The organism is Psychromonas sp. L1A2, from assembly GCF_009828855.1.
GTDB lineage: Bacteria > Pseudomonadota > Gammaproteobacteria > Enterobacterales > Psychromonadaceae > Psychromonas.
This window is the reverse complement of the sequence record NZ_WUAG01000001.1, coordinates 1,857,450-1,876,267: the sequence shown is the minus strand read 5'-3', so window position 1 is coordinate 1,876,267 and position 18,818 is coordinate 1,857,450. Positions and strand designations below refer to the sequence as shown.

At 33.8% G+C, this 18,818-nt stretch carries 17 protein-coding genes and 1 riboswitch; of the genes, 3 read left to right on the top strand and 14 right to left on the bottom strand.

Annotated elements, in window-relative coordinates; translation table 11 throughout:
- Positions 1–41 precede the first annotated feature (41 nt).
- Both GQR59_RS08055 and GQR59_RS08050 read right to left on the bottom strand, forming a co-directional pair.
- Positions 42–1,484 carry a methyl-accepting chemotaxis protein gene (locus GQR59_RS08055; protein ID WP_160061463.1) on the bottom strand — a complete coding sequence of 481 codons (1,443 nt, stop codon included), beginning with the start codon at positions 1,482–1,484 and terminating at the stop codon, positions 42–44.
- 553 nt (positions 1,485–2,037) lie between these two features.
- Positions 2,038–2,529, bottom strand: coding sequence for a hypothetical protein (locus GQR59_RS08050; RefSeq protein ID WP_160061462.1), 492 nt, complete (start codon positions 2,527–2,529; stop codon positions 2,038–2,040).
- A gap of 773 nt (positions 2,530–3,302) precedes the next feature.
- Between GQR59_RS08050 and GQR59_RS08045 the strand changes: the two genes are divergently transcribed.
- A complete protein-coding gene (locus tag GQR59_RS08045; RefSeq protein ID WP_160061461.1) occupies positions 3,303–3,551 on the top strand; it encodes a DUF3297 family protein in 249 nt (82 codons plus the stop codon).
- Positions 3,552–3,702: 151 nt separating this feature from the next.
- Here the strand turns inward: GQR59_RS08045 and GQR59_RS18840 are convergent, their stop codons facing one another.
- The 5 genes from GQR59_RS18840 to GQR59_RS08030 form a co-directional block, all read right to left on the bottom strand.
- Positions 3,703–3,828, bottom strand: coding sequence for a hypothetical protein (locus tag GQR59_RS18840; protein WP_268892978.1), 126 nt, complete (start codon positions 3,826–3,828; stop codon positions 3,703–3,705).
- Between the two features lie 47 nt (positions 3,829–3,875).
- On the bottom strand, positions 3,876–4,001 hold the full coding sequence (locus tag GQR59_RS18835) for a hypothetical protein (RefSeq protein ID WP_268892977.1): 126 nt from the start codon (positions 3,999–4,001) through the stop codon (positions 3,876–3,878).
- Positions 4,002–4,217: 216 nt separating this feature from the next.
- A complete protein-coding gene (nrtS, locus tag GQR59_RS08040; protein ID WP_160061460.1) occupies positions 4,218–4,454 on the bottom strand; it encodes a nitrate/nitrite transporter NrtS in 237 nt (78 codons plus the stop codon).
- Between the two features lie 771 nt (positions 4,455–5,225).
- Complete coding sequence (locus GQR59_RS08035) at positions 5,226–5,561, bottom strand: hypothetical protein (RefSeq protein WP_160061459.1); 336 nt, start codon at positions 5,559–5,561, stop codon at positions 5,226–5,228.
- Between the two features lie 279 nt (positions 5,562–5,840).
- On the bottom strand, positions 5,841–7,271 hold the full coding sequence (locus GQR59_RS08030; protein ID WP_160061458.1) for a fibronectin type III domain-containing protein: 1,431 nt from the start codon (positions 7,269–7,271) through the stop codon (positions 5,841–5,843).
- Between the two features lie 77 nt (positions 7,272–7,348).
- A riboswitch (cyclic di-GMP riboswitch) is annotated at positions 7,349–7,437 on the bottom strand.
- Positions 7,438–7,893: 456 nt separating this feature from the next.
- Here GQR59_RS08030 and GQR59_RS08025 point away from each other — a divergent pair.
- Complete coding sequence (locus GQR59_RS08025) at positions 7,894–9,795, top strand: methyl-accepting chemotaxis protein (protein WP_160061457.1); 1,902 nt, start codon at positions 7,894–7,896, stop codon at positions 9,793–9,795.
- 336 nt (positions 9,796–10,131) lie between these two features.
- On the opposite strand, the gene GQR59_RS08020 is transcribed toward GQR59_RS08025, so the two are convergent.
- The 5 genes from GQR59_RS08020 to GQR59_RS08000 form a co-directional block, all read right to left on the bottom strand.
- Positions 10,132–10,590 carry a hypothetical protein gene (locus tag GQR59_RS08020; protein WP_160061456.1) on the bottom strand — a complete coding sequence of 153 codons (459 nt, stop codon included), beginning with the start codon at positions 10,588–10,590 and terminating at the stop codon, positions 10,132–10,134.
- 848 nt (positions 10,591–11,438) lie between these two features.
- Positions 11,439–12,824, bottom strand: a complete 1,386-nt coding sequence (locus GQR59_RS08015; RefSeq protein WP_160061455.1) for a class II fumarate hydratase — start codon at positions 12,822–12,824, stop codon at positions 11,439–11,441.
- Between the two features lie 151 nt (positions 12,825–12,975).
- Positions 12,976–13,332 carry a hypothetical protein gene (locus GQR59_RS08010; protein ID WP_160061454.1) on the bottom strand — a complete coding sequence of 119 codons (357 nt, stop codon included), beginning with the start codon at positions 13,330–13,332 and terminating at the stop codon, positions 12,976–12,978.
- Positions 13,333–13,394: 62 nt separating this feature from the next.
- A complete protein-coding gene (locus GQR59_RS08005) occupies positions 13,395–13,565 on the bottom strand; it encodes a DUF1315 family protein (protein WP_160061453.1) in 171 nt (56 codons plus the stop codon).
- Positions 13,566–13,854: 289 nt separating this feature from the next.
- Positions 13,855–14,724 (bottom strand): MYG1 family protein, encoded by an 870-nt coding sequence (locus GQR59_RS08000; protein ID WP_160061452.1) that lies wholly within the window; start codon positions 14,722–14,724, stop codon positions 13,855–13,857.
- Between the two features lie 441 nt (positions 14,725–15,165).
- Between GQR59_RS08000 and GQR59_RS07995 the strand changes: the two genes are divergently transcribed.
- Complete coding sequence (locus tag GQR59_RS07995; RefSeq protein ID WP_160061451.1) at positions 15,166–15,750, top strand: hypothetical protein; 585 nt, start codon at positions 15,166–15,168, stop codon at positions 15,748–15,750.
- A gap of 778 nt (positions 15,751–16,528) precedes the next feature.
- On the opposite strand, the gene GQR59_RS07990 is transcribed toward GQR59_RS07995, so the two are convergent.
- Together GQR59_RS07990 and GQR59_RS07985 are read right to left on the bottom strand one after the other, a co-directional pair.
- Positions 16,529–16,996: an RDD family protein gene (locus GQR59_RS07990; protein WP_160061450.1), complete on the bottom strand. Its 468-nt coding sequence runs from the start codon at positions 16,994–16,996 to the stop codon at positions 16,529–16,531.
- A complete protein-coding gene (locus GQR59_RS07985; protein WP_160061449.1) occupies positions 16,993–18,612 on the bottom strand; it encodes a PTS transporter subunit EIIC in 1,620 nt (539 codons plus the stop codon). Before GQR59_RS07985 ends, GQR59_RS07990 begins: the two co-directional genes overlap by 4 nt.
- Positions 18,613–18,818 lie beyond the last annotated feature (206 nt).

Below are 18,818 nucleotides of genomic sequence, written 5' to 3'. Positions count from 1 at the left end.
TACCGTCTTCAACTATTTTTATTTATAGTCTTTTTATATAATTATGAAGTACGGTAATGGGCTAATATTCGTCCTAAATTCTCAGTGCCATTTGATAAATTGTTAGTGCCTAATGAAGACTGATGTGCAAAATCACGAATAGAGTTCGATTGATCTCGAATTCCACTGAGTTCGGATGAAATATTATTAGCTACGGAGCTTTGTTCTTCTGACGATGTCACAATATGAAATGTCATTTCGATTACAGCTTGCGAAGACTCTGCGATGGCGTTGATATCAGTGCCTATCTCTTTGATCAAAGCAGTACTGGTTTGTGCCTGTTCGACTGTATTATTAGTAATGTTTGATATGTTATTCGTTTCAGACTGTAGGTCACTGATCATCGCCTGAATCTCAACTGTCGCATCTTGTGTGCGACTTGCTAGCGTTCTAACCTCATCGGCAACGACAGCAAATCCTCGACCCATTTCGCCCGCTCGAGCGGCTTCTATAGCAGCATTAAGCGCTAACAAGTTAGTTTGATCAGAAATTGAGTTAATCGTTGTAATCACTTCATCTATTTTTGTCGCATTTGCTTTTAATGTAGCCACTGAATAAGACGTTTCTTCAATGTAATTCGATAATTGTTGTATCTCACTAATAACAAGTCGAACTCGGTTATCGCTCTGTTTGATATGGTCAGAATTTTGTTCAACGTGTTTTGAAGCACTTTGTGAAATACTAGTCACTTCTTGTGAAGAAGCAGTCATTTCTTCCATTGCTGTTGCTACTGAATCTAATGAAGTATATTGCTGATTAATTTGTTGTTCACTTTGTTTGCTATGTTGTGCAATTTCAGACGAAGTATTATGTAACATTGATGTATTTTCTTTTACCGTATCAACGAGCTCAGATAACGTATCCATTGCCTTATCAAGTGAAGCACCAATAGTACCGAATTCATCGCGCCCTTCTATGAAGCCTAAACGAGAAGTTAAATCGCCTTTTATAATCTTTAACGTCGTATCCCACAGAACCCATAATGCACCACTGAGGAATGTTGCAGTCCAATAAAGAATGAGCCCTAATGGTAAAACCCACAAAAATGATAAAGCTAATGAATATAAGGCTTGTTGCTTCATTTCTTGTTCTAAAGAAGAAACAGATTCCGTGAGTGATGCAAATTGTTGAGATGTAATTTTAGTAACTGCAGTGACTTGCTCTCCTTGACGATATGACTCTTTAGAAGCTGATGTTAGTTGAACGCCTAATGACGTTAATTTGTCGAGTTGCTTGGTTGCTTCTAATGCCTGTACCATTCCCGTTAACCGTTGTTCAACAGTTGTCATAGATTGCCTTTCTATTTGCGTTAATGTTTTCTGATAACTATTGATAGATACACTACTTAATACGATGAAAAATAAGCCAAAAATAACCCAAAACTTATCGTTAAGAGACATTTTAATAAATAATTTATCGACATTTCTAAACTGAACTTCTTTCATAATATTTCCATATATTGATGTAATATTGTCGCTTCAGCGAGCAAAAAAGTAATTATCCAAATTAAATTAAAGTTATTGTTAAATGATAATTTGGAACTTAACATGCTGATTAAGCGAGAAAAACGGTATGTTTCTATGATGCTAGTATATTCAGTCTAATCATCAATCTACCTCTAAAGTGTGACTTTAGTCACTGTGGTTAAATTAATAATTATTTCATCCTGCTTGCTAACAAAATATGTTGTTATTCACTTTATCTTGCTCATTTAAAGTTTATAACTAGCTAATTTTATTGTTTTTTATTAACACAAAAGCGTTGCTTCAATGGAGGGAGTTGTTTTGTTTTCAATTATTACTTTGACCAAAGGTGACTTTCACTACTAAGTAAATTAATAAAATATTGAATTAGTAAATTAGTGAATTAGTGAATTAGTGAATTTCGAAGAAGTAGTATCAAGATCATCAATGAGTATCGTGTTTGAAGCAGGTAACAATTCTTCTTAATGTAAAATTTAACCCGAATAAATACTTTAAAAGGTATATAGGAAGATATTTATTGATATAAAGCCTCTCGTTTGGACACAAGACAAATTGAATCACCTTGAGGAGTAAGATAAATATTTACCGCACCAGATTCATTTTCAAGTAATAACGTTTTATCGTTCATCGTACCTTTGTACTTAAATCCTTGAAAGGTATCTTCACGAGCGACCAAGCAGGCTTTAGGTAGAGCATATGTTTCTACATAAAATACATCACATTTACCTGATATAGTCTGTGCCGCAGCGATTGTGACATGGGAATCGCCGTCACTATAGCCTTTTGATGTCAAACTTGAGTACATACGTTGATCTGCTTTATCTGTGTTCCAATAAGCATGAGTTGTATGTTTTTTATTACCAATTATAAAATCTGAAGCAATTTTAAGTTGTGGAAGACAAGTATTGAAATTATTTTCTTTTGCGATATTAACAATTGAGGTTTCTTGACCTGCCAACACGGTGGTTGAGACCAATAATGCAAGGCAAACACACAAATTTTTCATTATTACTCTCAGTATAAAACCAAATAAATAGACTCGTTTTATTGAGCTAATAGTTAATTTTTCAATGTTTAATGTTTAGTAGGTCGTATAGAAGACGAGCAAGGGGATTAAAATTCGATATTCAACACCTAACTACAAGATTACGTTAAATATATTCCCATATCAACAACATAAAATAAAAATAAACATTAAACCATAGAAACACAAAAACAAGATATTAATAACGACAGTTAATTTAATTATTAAGAAAGGTGTTAATGTATTAGTTATCTGATTTTTAATACCGATTATATTAAATAAAGACTCATTTATAGTTTAATGAATATCGCTTAATAGCATTTAGTTTGCAGTACGCGAAGTTTATAAAACAGGACGGTGATTTAATTAAAGTATCTTTACTTATTCATTGAATATCTACATCAGCAACTGCATCACTCAAAGGATCTGCTATACCAATAAAGACGAATAATAAAATACAAGGTTTTCTATTTATAAATATCATTTGATTTTATTTTTAATTGGGATAATAAATTGCTATTGGTAATGAAAATACTAACTAATAAAATATCTTATTTATCTGGATATTGAGCAAAAATAGCTGAGATAAAACAATATTAATTTTCATCCTGTTATGAAGTTTTTAAGGCCTCCTATTTCTGCTTTTACTATAAATAAACAAAGGTTAAAATAAGGTTAAATTTATAAATACATTTCTTGAGCGTTTTTATTATATTGCTTACAATGACGCACTTTTATTTACTACAGGCATAAATATGAACGATACTAAATCAAAACCAGCTCTACCTGATCGCTTTTCTGGCAACCCACGCAGCCCTCACCATATCGCTGAAATTTTTGAATATGAGGTTGGTATTCGTTTTAATGGAAAAGAACGTTTTGATGTTGAAGAATATTGTATTAGTGAAGGTTGGGTAAAAGTCGCTGCACATAAAGCACTAGACCGTCGTGGAAACCCACTACTAGTGACGAAAAAAGGGACTGTTGAAGCTTTTTATCGTTAGACGTTATTAAAAACGAATATTAATTATTTTCATTTTTATCAATATATCGTTTATCTTATTCAAAACTAACAAAGGTGCTGACTACAGTACCTTTGTTAATTAAGACATGATTAATGATCAAATCTTAATACGGAACAAATCACTATCACTACTATTGTGGTGGCCCTGCGTCAGTATTACAACCACCTTCAGATTCTGAAGCGCCAAGGTCACGTATTTTCCAACCACTAATCGGTAATTCACCATTACTTTCATATGAACCATATAATGCATCCACATCAGCAGCAAAACCATAAATAGATGAATGCTCCTCTCCCGTATCATCTAATAACAGCTAGTATAGAAGTGATGATGGTATGTCCCATTTTCTGCGTGCCCTCCACACATGTCGACATCATATTGCTCTGCTATAGGTGCTAAAGTATACCATTGGTCAGTACCTAAACTCATGGCGTCACCCAGTTAAAGACAGCAACACCGTTAACCATCAATCCAAGTGTATTTAGTCCTATTTCAAAACCTCATCATCAGATAGATCAGTTGAGATTGCAGGTAAATAAGCTTCATAAATAGAGCTCAATAATATGACAGAATAAAAGTATATTTTTTAAAAAGCAGGTTGATTAAATAGCTTTTAAATAAGGAGTTTTGCCAATATATTTTATTCTATTTCTCACGATTCTGCAGTGCTTTAACAGCAGAATAAGTTGATACCCCATAAGGAACACAGTAAGTCAGTATAATTTGAACAAAGCGATTAAGATCTAAATCCATTCGTGAAATAGCACTGCCATGATTTATTAAAGCAAGTAAAGTTCCTACGAACAATGCAACTTTCAAGGCTGGTTTAACGATTTTTGGAGTAAAGGCTAAATCTAGAAATCCAGAAGCTTGTTTAGTCATGATCAATATTCCTAATTATTTAATATTTAAGAATAATACACAAAATATTCTAAGCAGCTACCATTCATATGGTATTCATATGGTATTCATATGGTACTCACATAGTATTCTTGTAGTTTTTATTTAGTTTTATAAGCTCAGAAAGTGAAGTACCCAGGCCCAAAAGAGTAGAATTACTTGTAGAAATAAGAGAAAGAACAGAAAATTTAGAATAAAAAATTAAGTTAATTTCCTTACACATATGTCCGTTATACTAATGGAATTAAATAAGTGATCAGAGATTGCGCAGGAAAAATTAACACTAATAAGGCGTGAGTTGTAGGAGATAGTTGTTCTCACTTCAAAACTCACAACGCAGTTAGGGGGATTTTAACCAGTAAGAATGATCACCTTATTAATTCTTTTGGTATTACCGTTCAAGGTGATTTGTTCAATAGTTAGCGAGTCAAATTAAGGTGCAACCTGATGGCAATAACTAGTCCTTACCAAAGGCTTCAACAAATAATTGCTTTTCAAGCTAGCAATCTAGAAGGAAAGAAGTGAAGTAAACATCTTAGTTGTTAGAAAGTGTCGATTTATCCGTTAGATCTTCCTCTTTATGCTTAGAATCTCTCCTCTTCACTCTTTGCTAATAACTGTTTGCTAATAACTGTTTGCTAATAACTGTTTGCTAATAACTGTTTGCTAATAACTGTTTGCTAAATTTTACAGCTTGAATGGTAACGGGTACCTAGAATCATTACTTAAATAAACTAATTTGTATTTAACAACTTAAGAAAGAGCAAAACCTAAACCTGCGATAATAAAAGTAAACAGAAGTTGAACTCCAATACTGATCCCTGCAAGTACAAAGCCGGTAACCGTATTTGTTTTGAATAACCAAGAAAAGAAAATACCTGTAATAATAAAAGCAATAACACTTGGGAAGATACCTTCACCAATAAAAAGTGCCACTAAGATACTGGCTATAATTGAAAGAACCACTGCGATAAAGCAAACGCCTATCGTAGCACCTTCAATTTTTAAAATATGTGCACCAATTTTTATTGGTATCGCCGTAAAAAAAAAGAGCATAGCAAATAAAAAAAGAATAATGATAATATCCATATTTAACCTTATATGAAGTAAATTCAACCAATAAAAATAAAGTCAAACTTATTGAACACTTCTATCACAGAATTTATGTAAACAACAATAAAACCAATGGTATATTAGCAATAGAATTAATTTAGTTAAAGATATAAATTTGACATTTATCATATAAGTGAAAGGTAGAGCCTATTAAACTCTCTCTCTACGTCAATTTTAAAAGTAAAATTAAACACATAAAAAAACCGAATCACATAGATTCGGTTTTTAATATTCTTTATATTAAAATTGGTTATCTTAATATAGTGTTAATCCAGCAAATTTAAATGCACTGTAACCACCTAATATACCGGATGGACGAATACTCAGATTTAACTCACCTTCAAATTCAATATCCACTTTCATTTTTTTCCATGAATAACCTGAACTTAATTCTATAAACTCACTTTGATCGTTAATGATAACTTCTATCAGAGCAGTTTCTCTAGACCAAGCACCGGCAGAAAAATATAACGATACAATATTGATTTGCGATTCACCACTTTCTAACTTAATCGTGACACCATTTTCTTCATTCCAACTCATTAACTTATAACCTGAATGGGTCACATCGTTTTGTATAATAAATTTATAAGTATTAGATGACGTTCTGTTAGTACCAAAATATGAAATGCTTTCTACACTTGCATCTGAAAATTCATCATTACCTTTTTGCATAGCATATGTTGTAAACTCAACGCTTGAGACATCAATAGTGGTGTCAACACCTGTGTCTACAGACAACAAAGATGCATATTGAATCGGTTCTTCAATATCAACTTCTTCAATGAATACTGGATCATTAATGACAATACCTGCAAACATTAAACCACTATATCCACCTTGGTCTTTATCAGTTGTTATTGTTATCGGCACGGTTCCATCAAAAGTAATGTCAACACTAATATACTGCCATGAGTAACCTTTTGGTAAGGTAATATACTGCTCAGTATCCCCTACTGTTACAACAATAGATGAAGTTTCGTTAGTCCAAACACCAGCTTGCATATAGAGGGTTGCAACTTGTTTCCCTCCATTAGATTTCATATCAAATGACAGTTTGTTATTACTATTAAACCCCATATAGGTATAGCCATTGACTAAATCATTCCCATTTTTTTGAAATACAAAATAGTCGCGTGAATACTCTTTAGCTTGCCCATTATCGACATAAAACTCAGTATTGTAGATGCTACTATCACTGTAGAATTCATTATAAGTTTCATCATTTTTAAATGAATAGAATTTTTTATCATCAAGCTCGATAGTTGTTGGTTTACTGATAAATTGATGGGTGATTGATATATCAGTATAAGAATATATTGGATCAGTTGATTTACTTGGTATTTTAGGTGTAATGATGTCTGTTTCACTTTCATCTATCACCGCTAAACAAGATTCTTCCGATGGACTTTCACCAGCTTGATTATAAGCAATGATACGATAACAGTAAGTTTCATCGAGAATTACATCTGAGTCAGTATAAGAACTAACATTTGCTGCCAGTGTTGAAATACTTTCAAATTCGCCATTCGCTAAAAGACGTTTTTCTACAATGAAACCGTCCTCATTTGAAGAACTATCAGACCAGCTTACTTGTAATGTTTCTGCCAAAATTGGGGCATTCATTAAGAATGACAATGATGTAGCTACAATAGCATTTTTTATATTAAAGTATGTTTTATTCACTTTCCTCTCCACAGGATTATCATTTGTTAATGCGGTATGGCTTATATTTTAAAGTGGAGGAAGATAACGATCATCGCCTCGGTAACTCCGCTACCATAGACATTAAAAAGTCGATAGGCCGGTGGTTTTGCGTCATAAGGTTTCCCTTATTTTGCCTTTTTCAAGCTATAACATGCAAATATTTAAATGATTTATTTTTTATATTTAAATTTATTGGCAGCTAATTAACTACCTCTAAAAAGGTAGTCTAGTAATTTTAATTTGTACAATTAATTATTAAATTAAAAACGATCCTAATTAATACAAATAGTTAAATTCACATCTAAACAAATATAAATGACGTTAACGTCGACAATGAATCCGAAAATAAAGTTAATGAACAAATAATCTTAAGGTTTATCTTGAAATATTTTTTATAAAAAACTAAAAAAATATAAAATTTAGACCTAAAACTACAGTTTTTTGAGTTTAAAATAGGTGAAATTAATAAAAAATTTAATTGTTAAGCACTTACCAAGTGCTACACTACCCCCTAATGGCTAGTTTTGTAAAAGTGACAGTTTTTGCTCAACTAACAGCTAATTCCAAGATTGCTCAACTATGACCACTTATTAAGGCTTTTATGCGTTCTTTATCTATAAAAAATCGATTAATTCTTAGTATTCTACTGACTGTGTTTGTCTCTACAGGGATTATTGCCTTTGTTTCGCAAATGAAATCTCGAGAGTTATTATTAAGTAGACTAGAAAATTCTGAATTACCCAATTTAGTTCAACGGGTATCACAGACAGTTGACGGCGAAATTTCTGAAATGAAAGCAATTACAAAAGCGATTGCAAACAACCCTTTCATTTATAGATTAATTGATAATAATAATTCTATAGAAGCAGATCGTTTACTTACTGAATATTTACAAGGCATTGCTAACAACAATTCCTTGAGCAATGCTTCGTATATAGAAAGAGATTCAGCTAAATATTGGAATCAAGATGGGTTTCTTCGTGAATTAAAAGATAATGACCATGATGGATGGTATTACAAATTTAAAAATAGTGGTTTATCAGTATCAGCAAGCACTTATACTGAAAGTGATGGCACCATTAACGTATTTGTAAATTATCAGCAAGTTAATGGACGCGGGTCTTCAGGCGTATCAAGAACATTTTCTGATATATCTGAATTATTACGTCAATTTAAAATAGAAAAAACAGGATTTGTTTACTTAGCTAATCAAGATGGTTTAGTTAAAGTACATAAAAACCGTGACTTTGCAGAAACTAAAAATGTTAGTGATATTTATCCTGATCTAGATAAACAAATATTGTTTACAAAAAAACCTTTTGCCTTCCAACAAGTAGGAGACTTTGTAATATCGACTAGTTATATTGAAAGCTTGGGTTGGTATATCATTGCTGAAGTTCCTAAAGCAGAGTTATATGCGCAACTTAATGAATCACGTAACAATATAATCATTATATTTATCGTCATTATTTTCATATTTGTTGGCCTTAGTATCATTCTTGCAAATCAACTCGTATTACCCATTAAAAAAATGGCTGATAACTTTCGTGTATTAGGTGAAGGAGAAGGTGATCTTACGAGTAAAGTTGATGAGAATGGTGCTTATGAGATTTCAGAATTAGCTAAAGGTTTTAACGCTTTTGTAGGCAACATTCGCACTGTAGTTGAAGATGTTAAATCAACGTCTTCAAATATCAAAGATGCTTCTGAAAGCGTTTATCAAGATGCAAACATATCAAAGCTTTCACTTGATAAACAGCGTGATGAAGCACACCAAGTTTCTGTTGCTATTCATGAAATGGGTTGTACGATTGCTGAAATTGCTAACAATGCAGCTGTTGCAGCACAGACAACGAATGAAGCAACAAACATGACATCACAGGCTCAAATAGTAGTTAATGAATCAACCCAAACTATTAGTCATATGGCAGATGATATGGAAGATGTTTCATCTAATATTGAAATATTAGCAAAACGAAGTGACTCAATTAGTAGTGTGCTTGATGTTATACGTGGTATTTCAGATCAAACAAATCTACTCGCGCTAAATGCCGCCATTGAGGCCGCTCGCGCAGGGGAATACGGTAGAGGTTTTGCTGTTGTTGCCGATGAAGTGAGAAACCTTGCTAAGAAGACGCATGATTCAACTGATGAAATTCATAAAATGATAACAGAACTACAAGATGGTTCTAAAATGGCAGTCGATTCAGTACATAAGAGTCGTAAACAAGCAATTCTTGGACTTGATGCCGCAAAGAAAACAAATGTAGCTTTAAATGATATCGTACAAAATGTTCAACATATCTCTGATTTGAACACTCAAATTGCAACGGCGACAGAAGAGCAATCTGCGGTTATCAATGAGATTAATGTACATGTTGTTAATATCAGCGATCGAACTGAAGAGAGCGCAGAAGCCTCGAAAAGTATTGAATCTTCGACTGATTTGTTAAAATCAATGGCTTCAAGTTTAGACAATTTAGTTAATCGATTTAAATCTTAATATTAAAAAATAATGCTTTAAACTTATGTAACTCTAATGAGAGTTGAAGTAATAATAAGGCTAATAGATAGGTATTGAATGACTAACGTAGCCAATTAAAAATGAACGGCTATTTAGCTAAACATAAATCATAAAAAAGCTTTGTTAATTATCGACTTAAGCTTAATTTCTAGGTCGATAATATAAACAAAGCTTTGACATTGAGTACTTTTATTTATTTGTTCATTCATTACTTATGAATCAATACATACCCATCAATACATACTCGCCAATATTTATTCATCGATACTTATGAATCAATTAATGTTCTTTTAATGCCAGGGTTTATAGCAAAAGCTATTTACGTTTTTCAGTTAAGAATAAGAAAACACCTAATGACGTTAACAGGAATGCAGTACTCATTATAATGGCCACGGGATAATAAAGATTGCCAGCTAAATCTAACTGGCTATATTTAATCACCATGATCAACCCTTCTAGTGCTAAAGCGACGCACACAGTACCAATAAAACGAGGTAATGTTCCACGCAACGTTTCTATCGCATCTTTTTTATTCTCGTCTTCAGGTTCTGAATATTCTTTATGAATAATTAACGCTAATTCAAAAACGGCCAATGCAATAATAGCGGTATTAATCCCCTTTAATAAAAGCTCAGTAAGGTCAACTTGGTTAATAATGCCATCTATAAGATGTTGGAATAAAGAGAAAATAATCGCTGCAGCTAGCCCAAAAAAGATAATAGTAAGTACTTTTGAGAAAAAATTTCTCATAAATGTAGCAATCGTATTGTTCATTGTATCCTCTAGTAAAACATAAAATGTAAGTTGCCGTTAATACACGTGAAAAGCATTTAATGAGTTCTTAAGTAGTTTTTATCTTCTTACTCATTTGTTTTTCATAAATATTTTTATTTTAAAAATAACTTGTTATCAGCCTGTATGACTCCTCCCTCCTGTTTTATCAAATAATGAAGTTATACCAATCACTCACATTAAATATGTTATTTAAATTTTACGCTGGGAAAAGAGTTCAACTCAAAGCGTAAATTGAGCCTTTCGATGAATTACAATGAGTAGATGGGCTGTTTTAACAAGTAAAATAGATAAGCTATTTATTGTGATTGGTATTATGTACCTGACTTGGACGAACAAGTAGCAGATAGGTTCATATTAATTGTTTAGTAATACCAATGGAATTAAATAAGTGATCAGAGATTGCGCAGGAAAAATTAACACTAATAAGGCGTGAGTTGTAGGAGATAGTTGTTCTCACTTCAAAACTCACAACGCTGTTAGGGGGGATTTTCACCAGCAAGAATGATCACCTTATTAATTCTTTTGGTATTAGTAGCCCAGCCCGTCGTGAACTATAACGACATCCGATATCTTGCATAAAATTCAATGCATAAGGTTTTAGAGATAAAAAATAATTTAGAAAGAGAATGGTATTTTAATCGTTTATAGGTATTTTAGCTCTGGTCATATAACGACAAGTAGTATTTTTAATAATAAAAACTAGAATGAATACATCGACTCGCTATTGGTTCGCTGACTCCTGTCTTGGTAAGTAGAAAATGAAGAATAAGCGACTTTCAAACAATATAAAACCGTTTAAAAGCTGCTTATTAAAGATCTAAGATTTATTACTCACTTATCCCGCCTTCAGTTAATTTAGTCGGATCCAATAACACCATCAACTCTTCTTTTGACAAGTCAGTGTGTTCATCAGCAACGTCTATGATTGGACGCCCTTCTGCATAAGCAATTTTTGCAATTTTTGCTGCCTTTTCATAACCAATAACAGGATTTAGAGCGGTCACTAAAATAGGATTTCTGGTTAATGTTTCTTTTAATTTTTGTTCATTAACAGTAAACGTTTTAATCGCTTTGTCTGCTAATAAAACACTTACGTTGGCCAATAATTCAATACTAGACAATAAATTATTAGCCACTAATGGCAACATAACATTTAATTCAAAGTTACCTGACTGACCCGCAACTGTAATTGCAGCATCGTTGCCTATCACCTGTGCTCCGACCATTGCTGCAGCTTCTGCTATTACAGGGTTAACTTTACCAGGCATAATTGAAGATCCAGGTTGAAGGGCTTCTAACTCTATTTCGCCCAAACCTGCTAATGGCCCAGAATTCATCCAACGTAAATCATTCGATATTTTAATGATGGAAACAGCCGTTGCTTTTAATTGCCCTGACAACGAAACGGCAATATCTTGAGTACCGATATGAGTAAAAAAGTTATCTGCAGGCGTAAAATGAATACCAGTCATGGTTGATAAATTTTGATTAAAAAGTGTCGCAAATTGTGGATCAGCATTAATCCCAGTTCCCACCGCTGTTCCACCTTGAGCTAAACTTTGAATGCTCGTTTGTAATCCTTCCAAATGCGCTATATTAAGTTCTATTTGTGAAGCCCAAGCATTGAGGCTTTGACTTAAGCGAATTGGCATAGCATCCATCAAATGAGTTCGCCCAGTTTTAATATGATGATGAACACTCTTTGCTTTGATGCGAGTAGTAGTAGCTAACCGCTGCAATGAAGGGATTAAATGTTCATGTAATGCTAATGAGGCACTCACATGGATAGTAGTCGGTATCACATCATTACTGCTTTGACTGCAATTAATATGGTCATTAGCCCCTACTTTTTCTCCATAGATGACACTAGCAATAGTTGCTAACACTTCATTTGCGTTCATGTTAGTGCTTGTGCCTGAACCAGTTTGATAGATATCAACGGGAAAATGTGACATTAATTGAGGATCATTTAGTAACTGTTTTACCGCTTGTTCAATGGCATCCCCCATTTTTGGCGGTATTTGCCCTAATGTGACATTGGTTTTTGCTGCAGTCGCTTTAATTAATAATAAGGATTTTATAAATGATTTGGGTAATTGATTACCACTGATTGGAAAGTTGTTGATTGCACGTTGTGTTTGAGCGCCGTAAAGCGCTTCAGATGCGACTTCTAGCTCGCCCATACTATCATGTTCAATACGTGTATTTTTCATTTTAATGGTCTCTTATGGCGATGTTTCGATAATATCGTTTATTTCTTTCATTACGTTAATAGCTTCAATAAGACTAAAAATGCTTCATTAAATTCAAAATAATTCATTAAACACAAACTGAATTATAAATGGTTATTTTAAACTTAAAAGTTTATAGACGATGTAATAAAGATTGATTAATCATTTTAAGTTCAGTAAACAAATCTCTAACTTGTTCTGCACTGTTTTCATCATCCACTAATCGCTGCAATGTAAATAAAGGTTTATTAATATGATCTAAGCATTGAAGACGCCAATGCATGGGAATACTTTGATCTGATAATGTCACCAATAGCAATTCAAATTGTGCTAATAAACAGGATCTTTGTTCAGTTTTAGTGACTATACACTGCTCATGCGTACCGGTATTGTCCAGTTCAACATTAAAATGAGTGCTGAGAAAATGTGAGAATAGTAATGGGTTATCTGCTTCTTCTGCGTATCGAATCTTTCTATGAAGTGCGTCCATCTAACAAACTCCTTTATGATAAATAGCTATCTATTGATGCATTAAAATAAGTAACTTAACGATTAGTGCATAATAGATGATTTATTATTTTCACTGTAAAACAAGGCTTGCTCACAAATCTTTCGTTGTTTGTCACTTAACTGTAAGCCATTCTTCCAGTAGCCTAATGTTAATGCAGAGCGAAATTCTTTGCATATTTCATGAGGTAAATTTAAAGACAATTGTTCAAACAAACTTAACCGCCCTATGCTTTTTTTTCCGATAATGTTTCATGTTTTATCCAGTTCAATGAATTATTAACAAAACATTAATGCAATTGATTATCATTTGCAAATATTTTTTAATTACAAAAATCGTGACAAAAAGAGAAATACGATAATAGAGTGAGCGTTAAAAGCATTACATAAAATTAAAGATAACGTATTAACAGACATGATAAGCAGTAAAGTTGGAGCAGCAGTTATTGATTTAGCTTTAAAAAATCAGTAAGAGGTGAAAAAATCCACCTCTCACATTAAAAAATTATGCTTCTAATGCCATTTTAGCCATTTTCATAGTGCTTTCAAAAGACTCACAACCAGCAATAAATAAGCCGTTATGACAAAACATTGCATCATCAATGCCAGTCACATCTTTAAGCGCTTGATCAGAGAGTCCAGCCCAAGGAGCGGGTAATGACTTTCTATCTTCAAATGACCCTGGCTCAACAGGGACAGTTTGAATTCTCCATTGTCCTGTTGATGAAGGATAAACCATATACAGCGCTTCTTTAGATAATGCGTGTACTGTTCTTTTCCAAGGAATATATTTTTCTAGCACAATAACTCTTTGATCTTCCGCATTATCAATAGCAGCTGCTACAATTGTTTTCGCACTTATACCACCACTTGCAGAAGCGATGAATCGAGCTAATACACGCGATGCAAATTCAACCGCTTCATCAAAGCAAGTATCGAAATGACTATCTTCTTGCCATGTAGGATTAAACATTGAAATAGTTTGGCTAAGACTGATACCTTGAGCAACACCTTCTACATGTCCACAGTCAATCGCATCGATCGTAGACACTAAACCTGAATCAATAGATTTAGCGACCTCTTCGTTTCCTTCACAGATCTCGACACCATATTTCTGCCAAATAAGGCCGAATGATGAATACGGAATACCATTTTCACGCTGACCCGCTCCGCCACGTTGATGATGATCAAAACGTCCTGCATCAGCGTCATATATTCCGCCAACATCGATTACAAGATCCGCTTTATTGATAACCTCTAAATCACGCGTACGTATTAGTTTAATAGAAGGAAATATGTTTTTAAGTGCCGCGATGCTAAATACATCATCAGCATGAAAATTACCGTTATGCGTTGCTATAATTGTTTGAGTCATTTTTTATATCATTTTAGAAAGAGGTAAGAAGTAGTCTCGAATATTGAATTGATGGTTTTTAAATACTTATACCAATTACATTTAATAAGTGACCTGAATGTTAAGCAGAAGAAATAACTTATTTTAACCTGTAAAATAGATCAGTTAATGAATGCGATTGGTATGAATAAATAAAAATTACAAAGTGAATTCTATACTATGATAGCGAACAAAAATAGGAGGCTGTCGTAATCAACATAACTGCTTTAAATAAGTCATATTTATTTAGTCTGTTTAATATGTGTATGTGTTGATTGGTACCAAATCAAACTAAACTTTGATTTAGAGACACATAAACCCTTATGCAAAAGCTCAAAACGAGACGAGCATAGTGCTTTAAGCCTATTTATAATAAATAAATCTATGTAAGATAAGCACCTTAATTTTATCAAGGAGTTACAAATGAATATGCTGGATGAGGTAATTAAGATCCTAACGTATTACCATGGGGAAAATAACTTTAACATGAACCCTCTTGTACCGCGTGAAATCGAGCATTATGCACGTGCTGTGCTAGACATACCCGATGATGAATATGTATTAGCGGCAATGCGAACTTCTTTTACCCAATTCCACAGAGGTTTAATCATCGGTCGTGATGCGCTTTATTGGAAAAACGATCATAAAATTGAAACCACGGTTAATAAACTAACATGGAAAGAATTAAGTGAACGTAAAAGCCAATTCCGTCCTCGCCGTAGAATCGTCGAATTAGGTGATGGCGCGGTCTTTGATAATATAGGCTCACACAATAAACCCAGTACTATCATTAATCTACTTGATTTGTTAATCGATAAATATGAATCACAGGAAGGCGAAAGTGACGGATTCATTTTCGAACAAGAAAGCTTAACAGATATGATCCGTGCAATTCCAGAGAACAAAGAAGTAATTAAAGCAGAAAGCGCTGCTAGTTCAGCAGATGCTGAAACAGTCAGTTTTATGTCGATTATTAGCAGTTTATTGAAAAAGTTAGTAGGTAAATAGATAAATTGATAAATAGAGAAATAGCAGTCAGATTGATTTAAAAAAGTAATGAGCTGTCGAGGCAACAAGTAATTAAATGCTTCCCTAATCATTGCTGTTATTTAAAATCCTCTCTATTTGCGTAGAGGGGATATTCTCAACAAAGTATAAGCCCTCGTCAATAAGCACTTCACTTCTTAAATCTTATGCAAAATATTAAACGCGGTAAGCAAACTCTTTCCATCATCAACAGTGACAGTTAATACTGCATTTTCAAATAGCTTTGCATAATGGTACTCGTCGTTACTATTTTTGTTATTTATAATTGAAGCCATGTCGATATGGTCAAACTAATTTAACGTTCAAATAATAACGATAAAGGCCCTACTTCGCCTCTTATCAATAATTAAATAACCTCAATCTGGTTAATGAAAGCGGAATTACCTTTAAAGTAATAAGGTTATACTTTTTACTATACAGTGCCGTTAGTTTTGTGTAGTTCAAGGGGAATTATTGAAGCAATAACGGGTTATTGAGAGATAATTTAACGCAGAAATCCTCAGAAATAGCGGTGTTGTATCGCTTTGCTTATCCAGAAATGAGTATACACTTATGATCTCAATCTAAAACCTGATTGATGATTAATGATTAATGATTAATGATTAATGATTAATGATTAATGATTAATGATTAATGATTGAAATCAGTATTTAGTTAAAAAGCAATACCGATCACCTAAGTGAACGGTATTACAAAAAATAGAGAGTTTTATTTGTTAGCAGAATATTAACCGAGCGGATTAGGTACCAACAACTTTAGTCTTATTACGTTTATCATGATAAGGAAGATACCCAAATGCGACGAACTGTGCACCGCTGTAAAACATATAGACTCCAACAGTCGCAATGCACAAGACGATTTTTTCAAGTTCTCTTTTCAAATAACGACGACTAGTCATCTCCCTGCTATCGGTAGAAACCACTTTCAAATGGAGAAAATACCTTGATAATGAATTCCCCAATAGTTTATAACAGACCCAATGATAACCAACATAAATGCCAATAAACACCAATAACGAAACTACAGACAATAGCAATAATATTGGTAATACCGTCCAGCTTTCAGGGGAAAGAGACAATCCAGCCCCTTTACTCAAATAAGCGACAACACCTAAATAAATATCGATGCCAACTTGAGCAAACATTCTGACGATCGCTAAATCAATCATAAATGAGCCTACCCTGCGGTATTTGAAACCAATATTCATTGCTTTCCTAAACGAGCGTTAATTTGTGATTTATATCCAGCTGCTTGTGCACCATAGACTACTTGAATACCTGTATCACCTACTTTAACTAAGCCTTTCGCGCCAAGTTTGGTTGTCCAATAGTGATTATCTTTTACAAGTGAACCATCTTTCACAGTAATACGCAGGCGTGTAATACAAGCATCGACATCGATCACATTATCTTTACCACCCAGAGCGTTAATCATAGCATCAGCCATTGCGGTGTCACTTCCGCCAGATTTTGATTTTGAATCATTAAAATCTTTTTTAGAGATAACAGCAACGTCACTACCTTTGCGACCAGGGGTTCTAATATCGAATTTAACGATAAACCAACGGAAAGCAAAGAAGTAAATAAATGCATAAAAAACACCAACAATCGGGATATAGAACCAGTTATTATCAGCACCTGTCACCCCAGGCAGGATGCCAAATAGACTGAAATCGATAAAACCACCACTGAAAGTCATCCCAACTTTAACGTTCAAAATATCCATTAGCATAAAACTAAGACCGGCAAGCGGCACATGAATAGCATAATAAAGAACTGGTGCTAAGAACAAGAATGTAAATTCAATAGGTTCTGTAATACCCGTTAAAAATGCGGTTAATGCGATTGAAAAGAGTATTCCTCCAGCTGCTTTTTTATTTTCATCATCAGCTAAGGTATACATTGCATAAGCTGCTGCAGGTAGACCAAACATCATAAATGGAAATTTACCAGACATAAAGTTGGTAGAAGTGAATTGAGAGAAGTCACCACTGCCTAGTGATGCAAAGAAGATATTCTGTGTACCTTGAACCATTTTCCCTGCAATTTCAGCAGTACCACCAATGTCGGTCTGCCATAGTGGTAAATAGAAAACGTGGTGAAGTCCGGCCGGAATCAATGAACGTTCAATAACCCCGAAAATGAAAGAAGCAATATAGCCATTTCCAGATGCAGTCATATCACCAAGGGTAACGCCAATCCACCCGAATACCGCACCAATAAATGGCCAGATAAACGTTAAAACAATACCATAAAATAGTGCTGAGAATGCACTTACGATAGGTACAAAACGAGCACCACCAAAGAAGCCAAGGTAATCTGGTAATACGACATCATGATATTTATTATGTAGTACAACAGTCAGCGCACCGGCAATAATACCACCGAAGACCCCCATACTAAGTGTGCCATCAATACCGAGTGTACTGGTTAAAAGACCGTCATATGCATTACCAAAAAGAACAACGGCACCTCCTTTAACTAAACCACCCACAACCAATGTTTTAGCAATAGCAACATTCATGACTAAAAATGAGATTAATGCCGCAATCGCTGCTGCTCCTTTCTCGGATTTAGCAAAGCCAACGGCAATAGCCAAAGCAAACATAACGGGCAGATTGGCAAAAACGATACCACCAGCTGCAGTCATAATCTGCAAGAAACTATTTAACCAGGTACCATTTTGCAGTATGTCAATTTGGTATGCGTTGATCATCGTTTCATTAGTGAAACTACCACCAATGCCCAGCATAATACCCGCAGCAGGTAATAAAGCTATCGGCAACATTAATGCTTGAGATAACTTACTAAAAAAACCCTTCATATTGTTGCTCCTCATTATGTAATTAGAATGTTGAAACGTAATGGATTATAAGATCTCTAATATTAGATATTTAAACTTACTTGGAGCATAGCCATCATGATCTAAGATAAATAATAGAGATCTAACTATGTTATTAGTTCTATTGTGAAACATGATCAATTTTGATCAATTCATCGTCAAAACTCCGCCAAACTTTTTGCTTGCAG

Coding starts and splice junctions, on each gene's coding strand:
- GQR59_RS08055 (WP_160061463.1), bottom strand. CDS start 1,484: ATGAAAGAAGTTCAGTTTAGAAATGTCGATAAATTATTTATTAAAATG.
- GQR59_RS08050 (WP_160061462.1), bottom strand. CDS start 2,529: ATGAAAAATTTGTGTGTTTGCCTTGCATTATTGGTCTCAACCACCGTG.
- GQR59_RS08045 (WP_160061461.1), top strand. CDS start 3,303: ATGAACGATACTAAATCAAAACCAGCTCTACCTGATCGCTTTTCTGGC.
- GQR59_RS18835 (WP_268892977.1), bottom strand. CDS start 4,001: ATGAGTTTAGGTACTGACCAATGGTATACTTTAGCACCTATAGCAGAG.
- nrtS (WP_160061460.1), bottom strand. CDS start 4,454: ATGACTAAACAAGCTTCTGGATTTCTAGATTTAGCCTTTACTCCAAAA.
- GQR59_RS08035 (WP_160061459.1), bottom strand. CDS start 5,561: ATGGATATTATCATTATTCTTTTTTTATTTGCTATGCTCTTTTTTTTT.
- GQR59_RS08025 (WP_160061457.1), top strand. CDS start 7,894: ATGCGTTCTTTATCTATAAAAAATCGATTAATTCTTAGTATTCTACTG.
- GQR59_RS08020 (WP_160061456.1), bottom strand. CDS start 10,590: ATGAACAATACGATTGCTACATTTATGAGAAATTTTTTCTCAAAAGTA.
- GQR59_RS08015 (WP_160061455.1), bottom strand. CDS start 12,824: ATGAAAAATACACGTATTGAACATGATAGTATGGGCGAGCTAGAAGTC.
- GQR59_RS08010 (WP_160061454.1), bottom strand. CDS start 13,332: ATGGACGCACTTCATAGAAAGATTCGATACGCAGAAGAAGCAGATAAC.
- GQR59_RS08000 (WP_160061452.1), bottom strand. CDS start 14,724: ATGACTCAAACAATTATAGCAACGCATAACGGTAATTTTCATGCTGAT.
- GQR59_RS07995 (WP_160061451.1), top strand. CDS start 15,166: ATGAATATGCTGGATGAGGTAATTAAGATCCTAACGTATTACCATGGG.
- GQR59_RS07990 (WP_160061450.1), bottom strand. CDS start 16,996: ATGAATATTGGTTTCAAATACCGCAGGGTAGGCTCATTTATGATTGAT.
- GQR59_RS07985 (WP_160061449.1), bottom strand. CDS start 18,612: ATGAAGGGTTTTTTTAGTAAGTTATCTCAAGCATTAATGTTGCCGATA.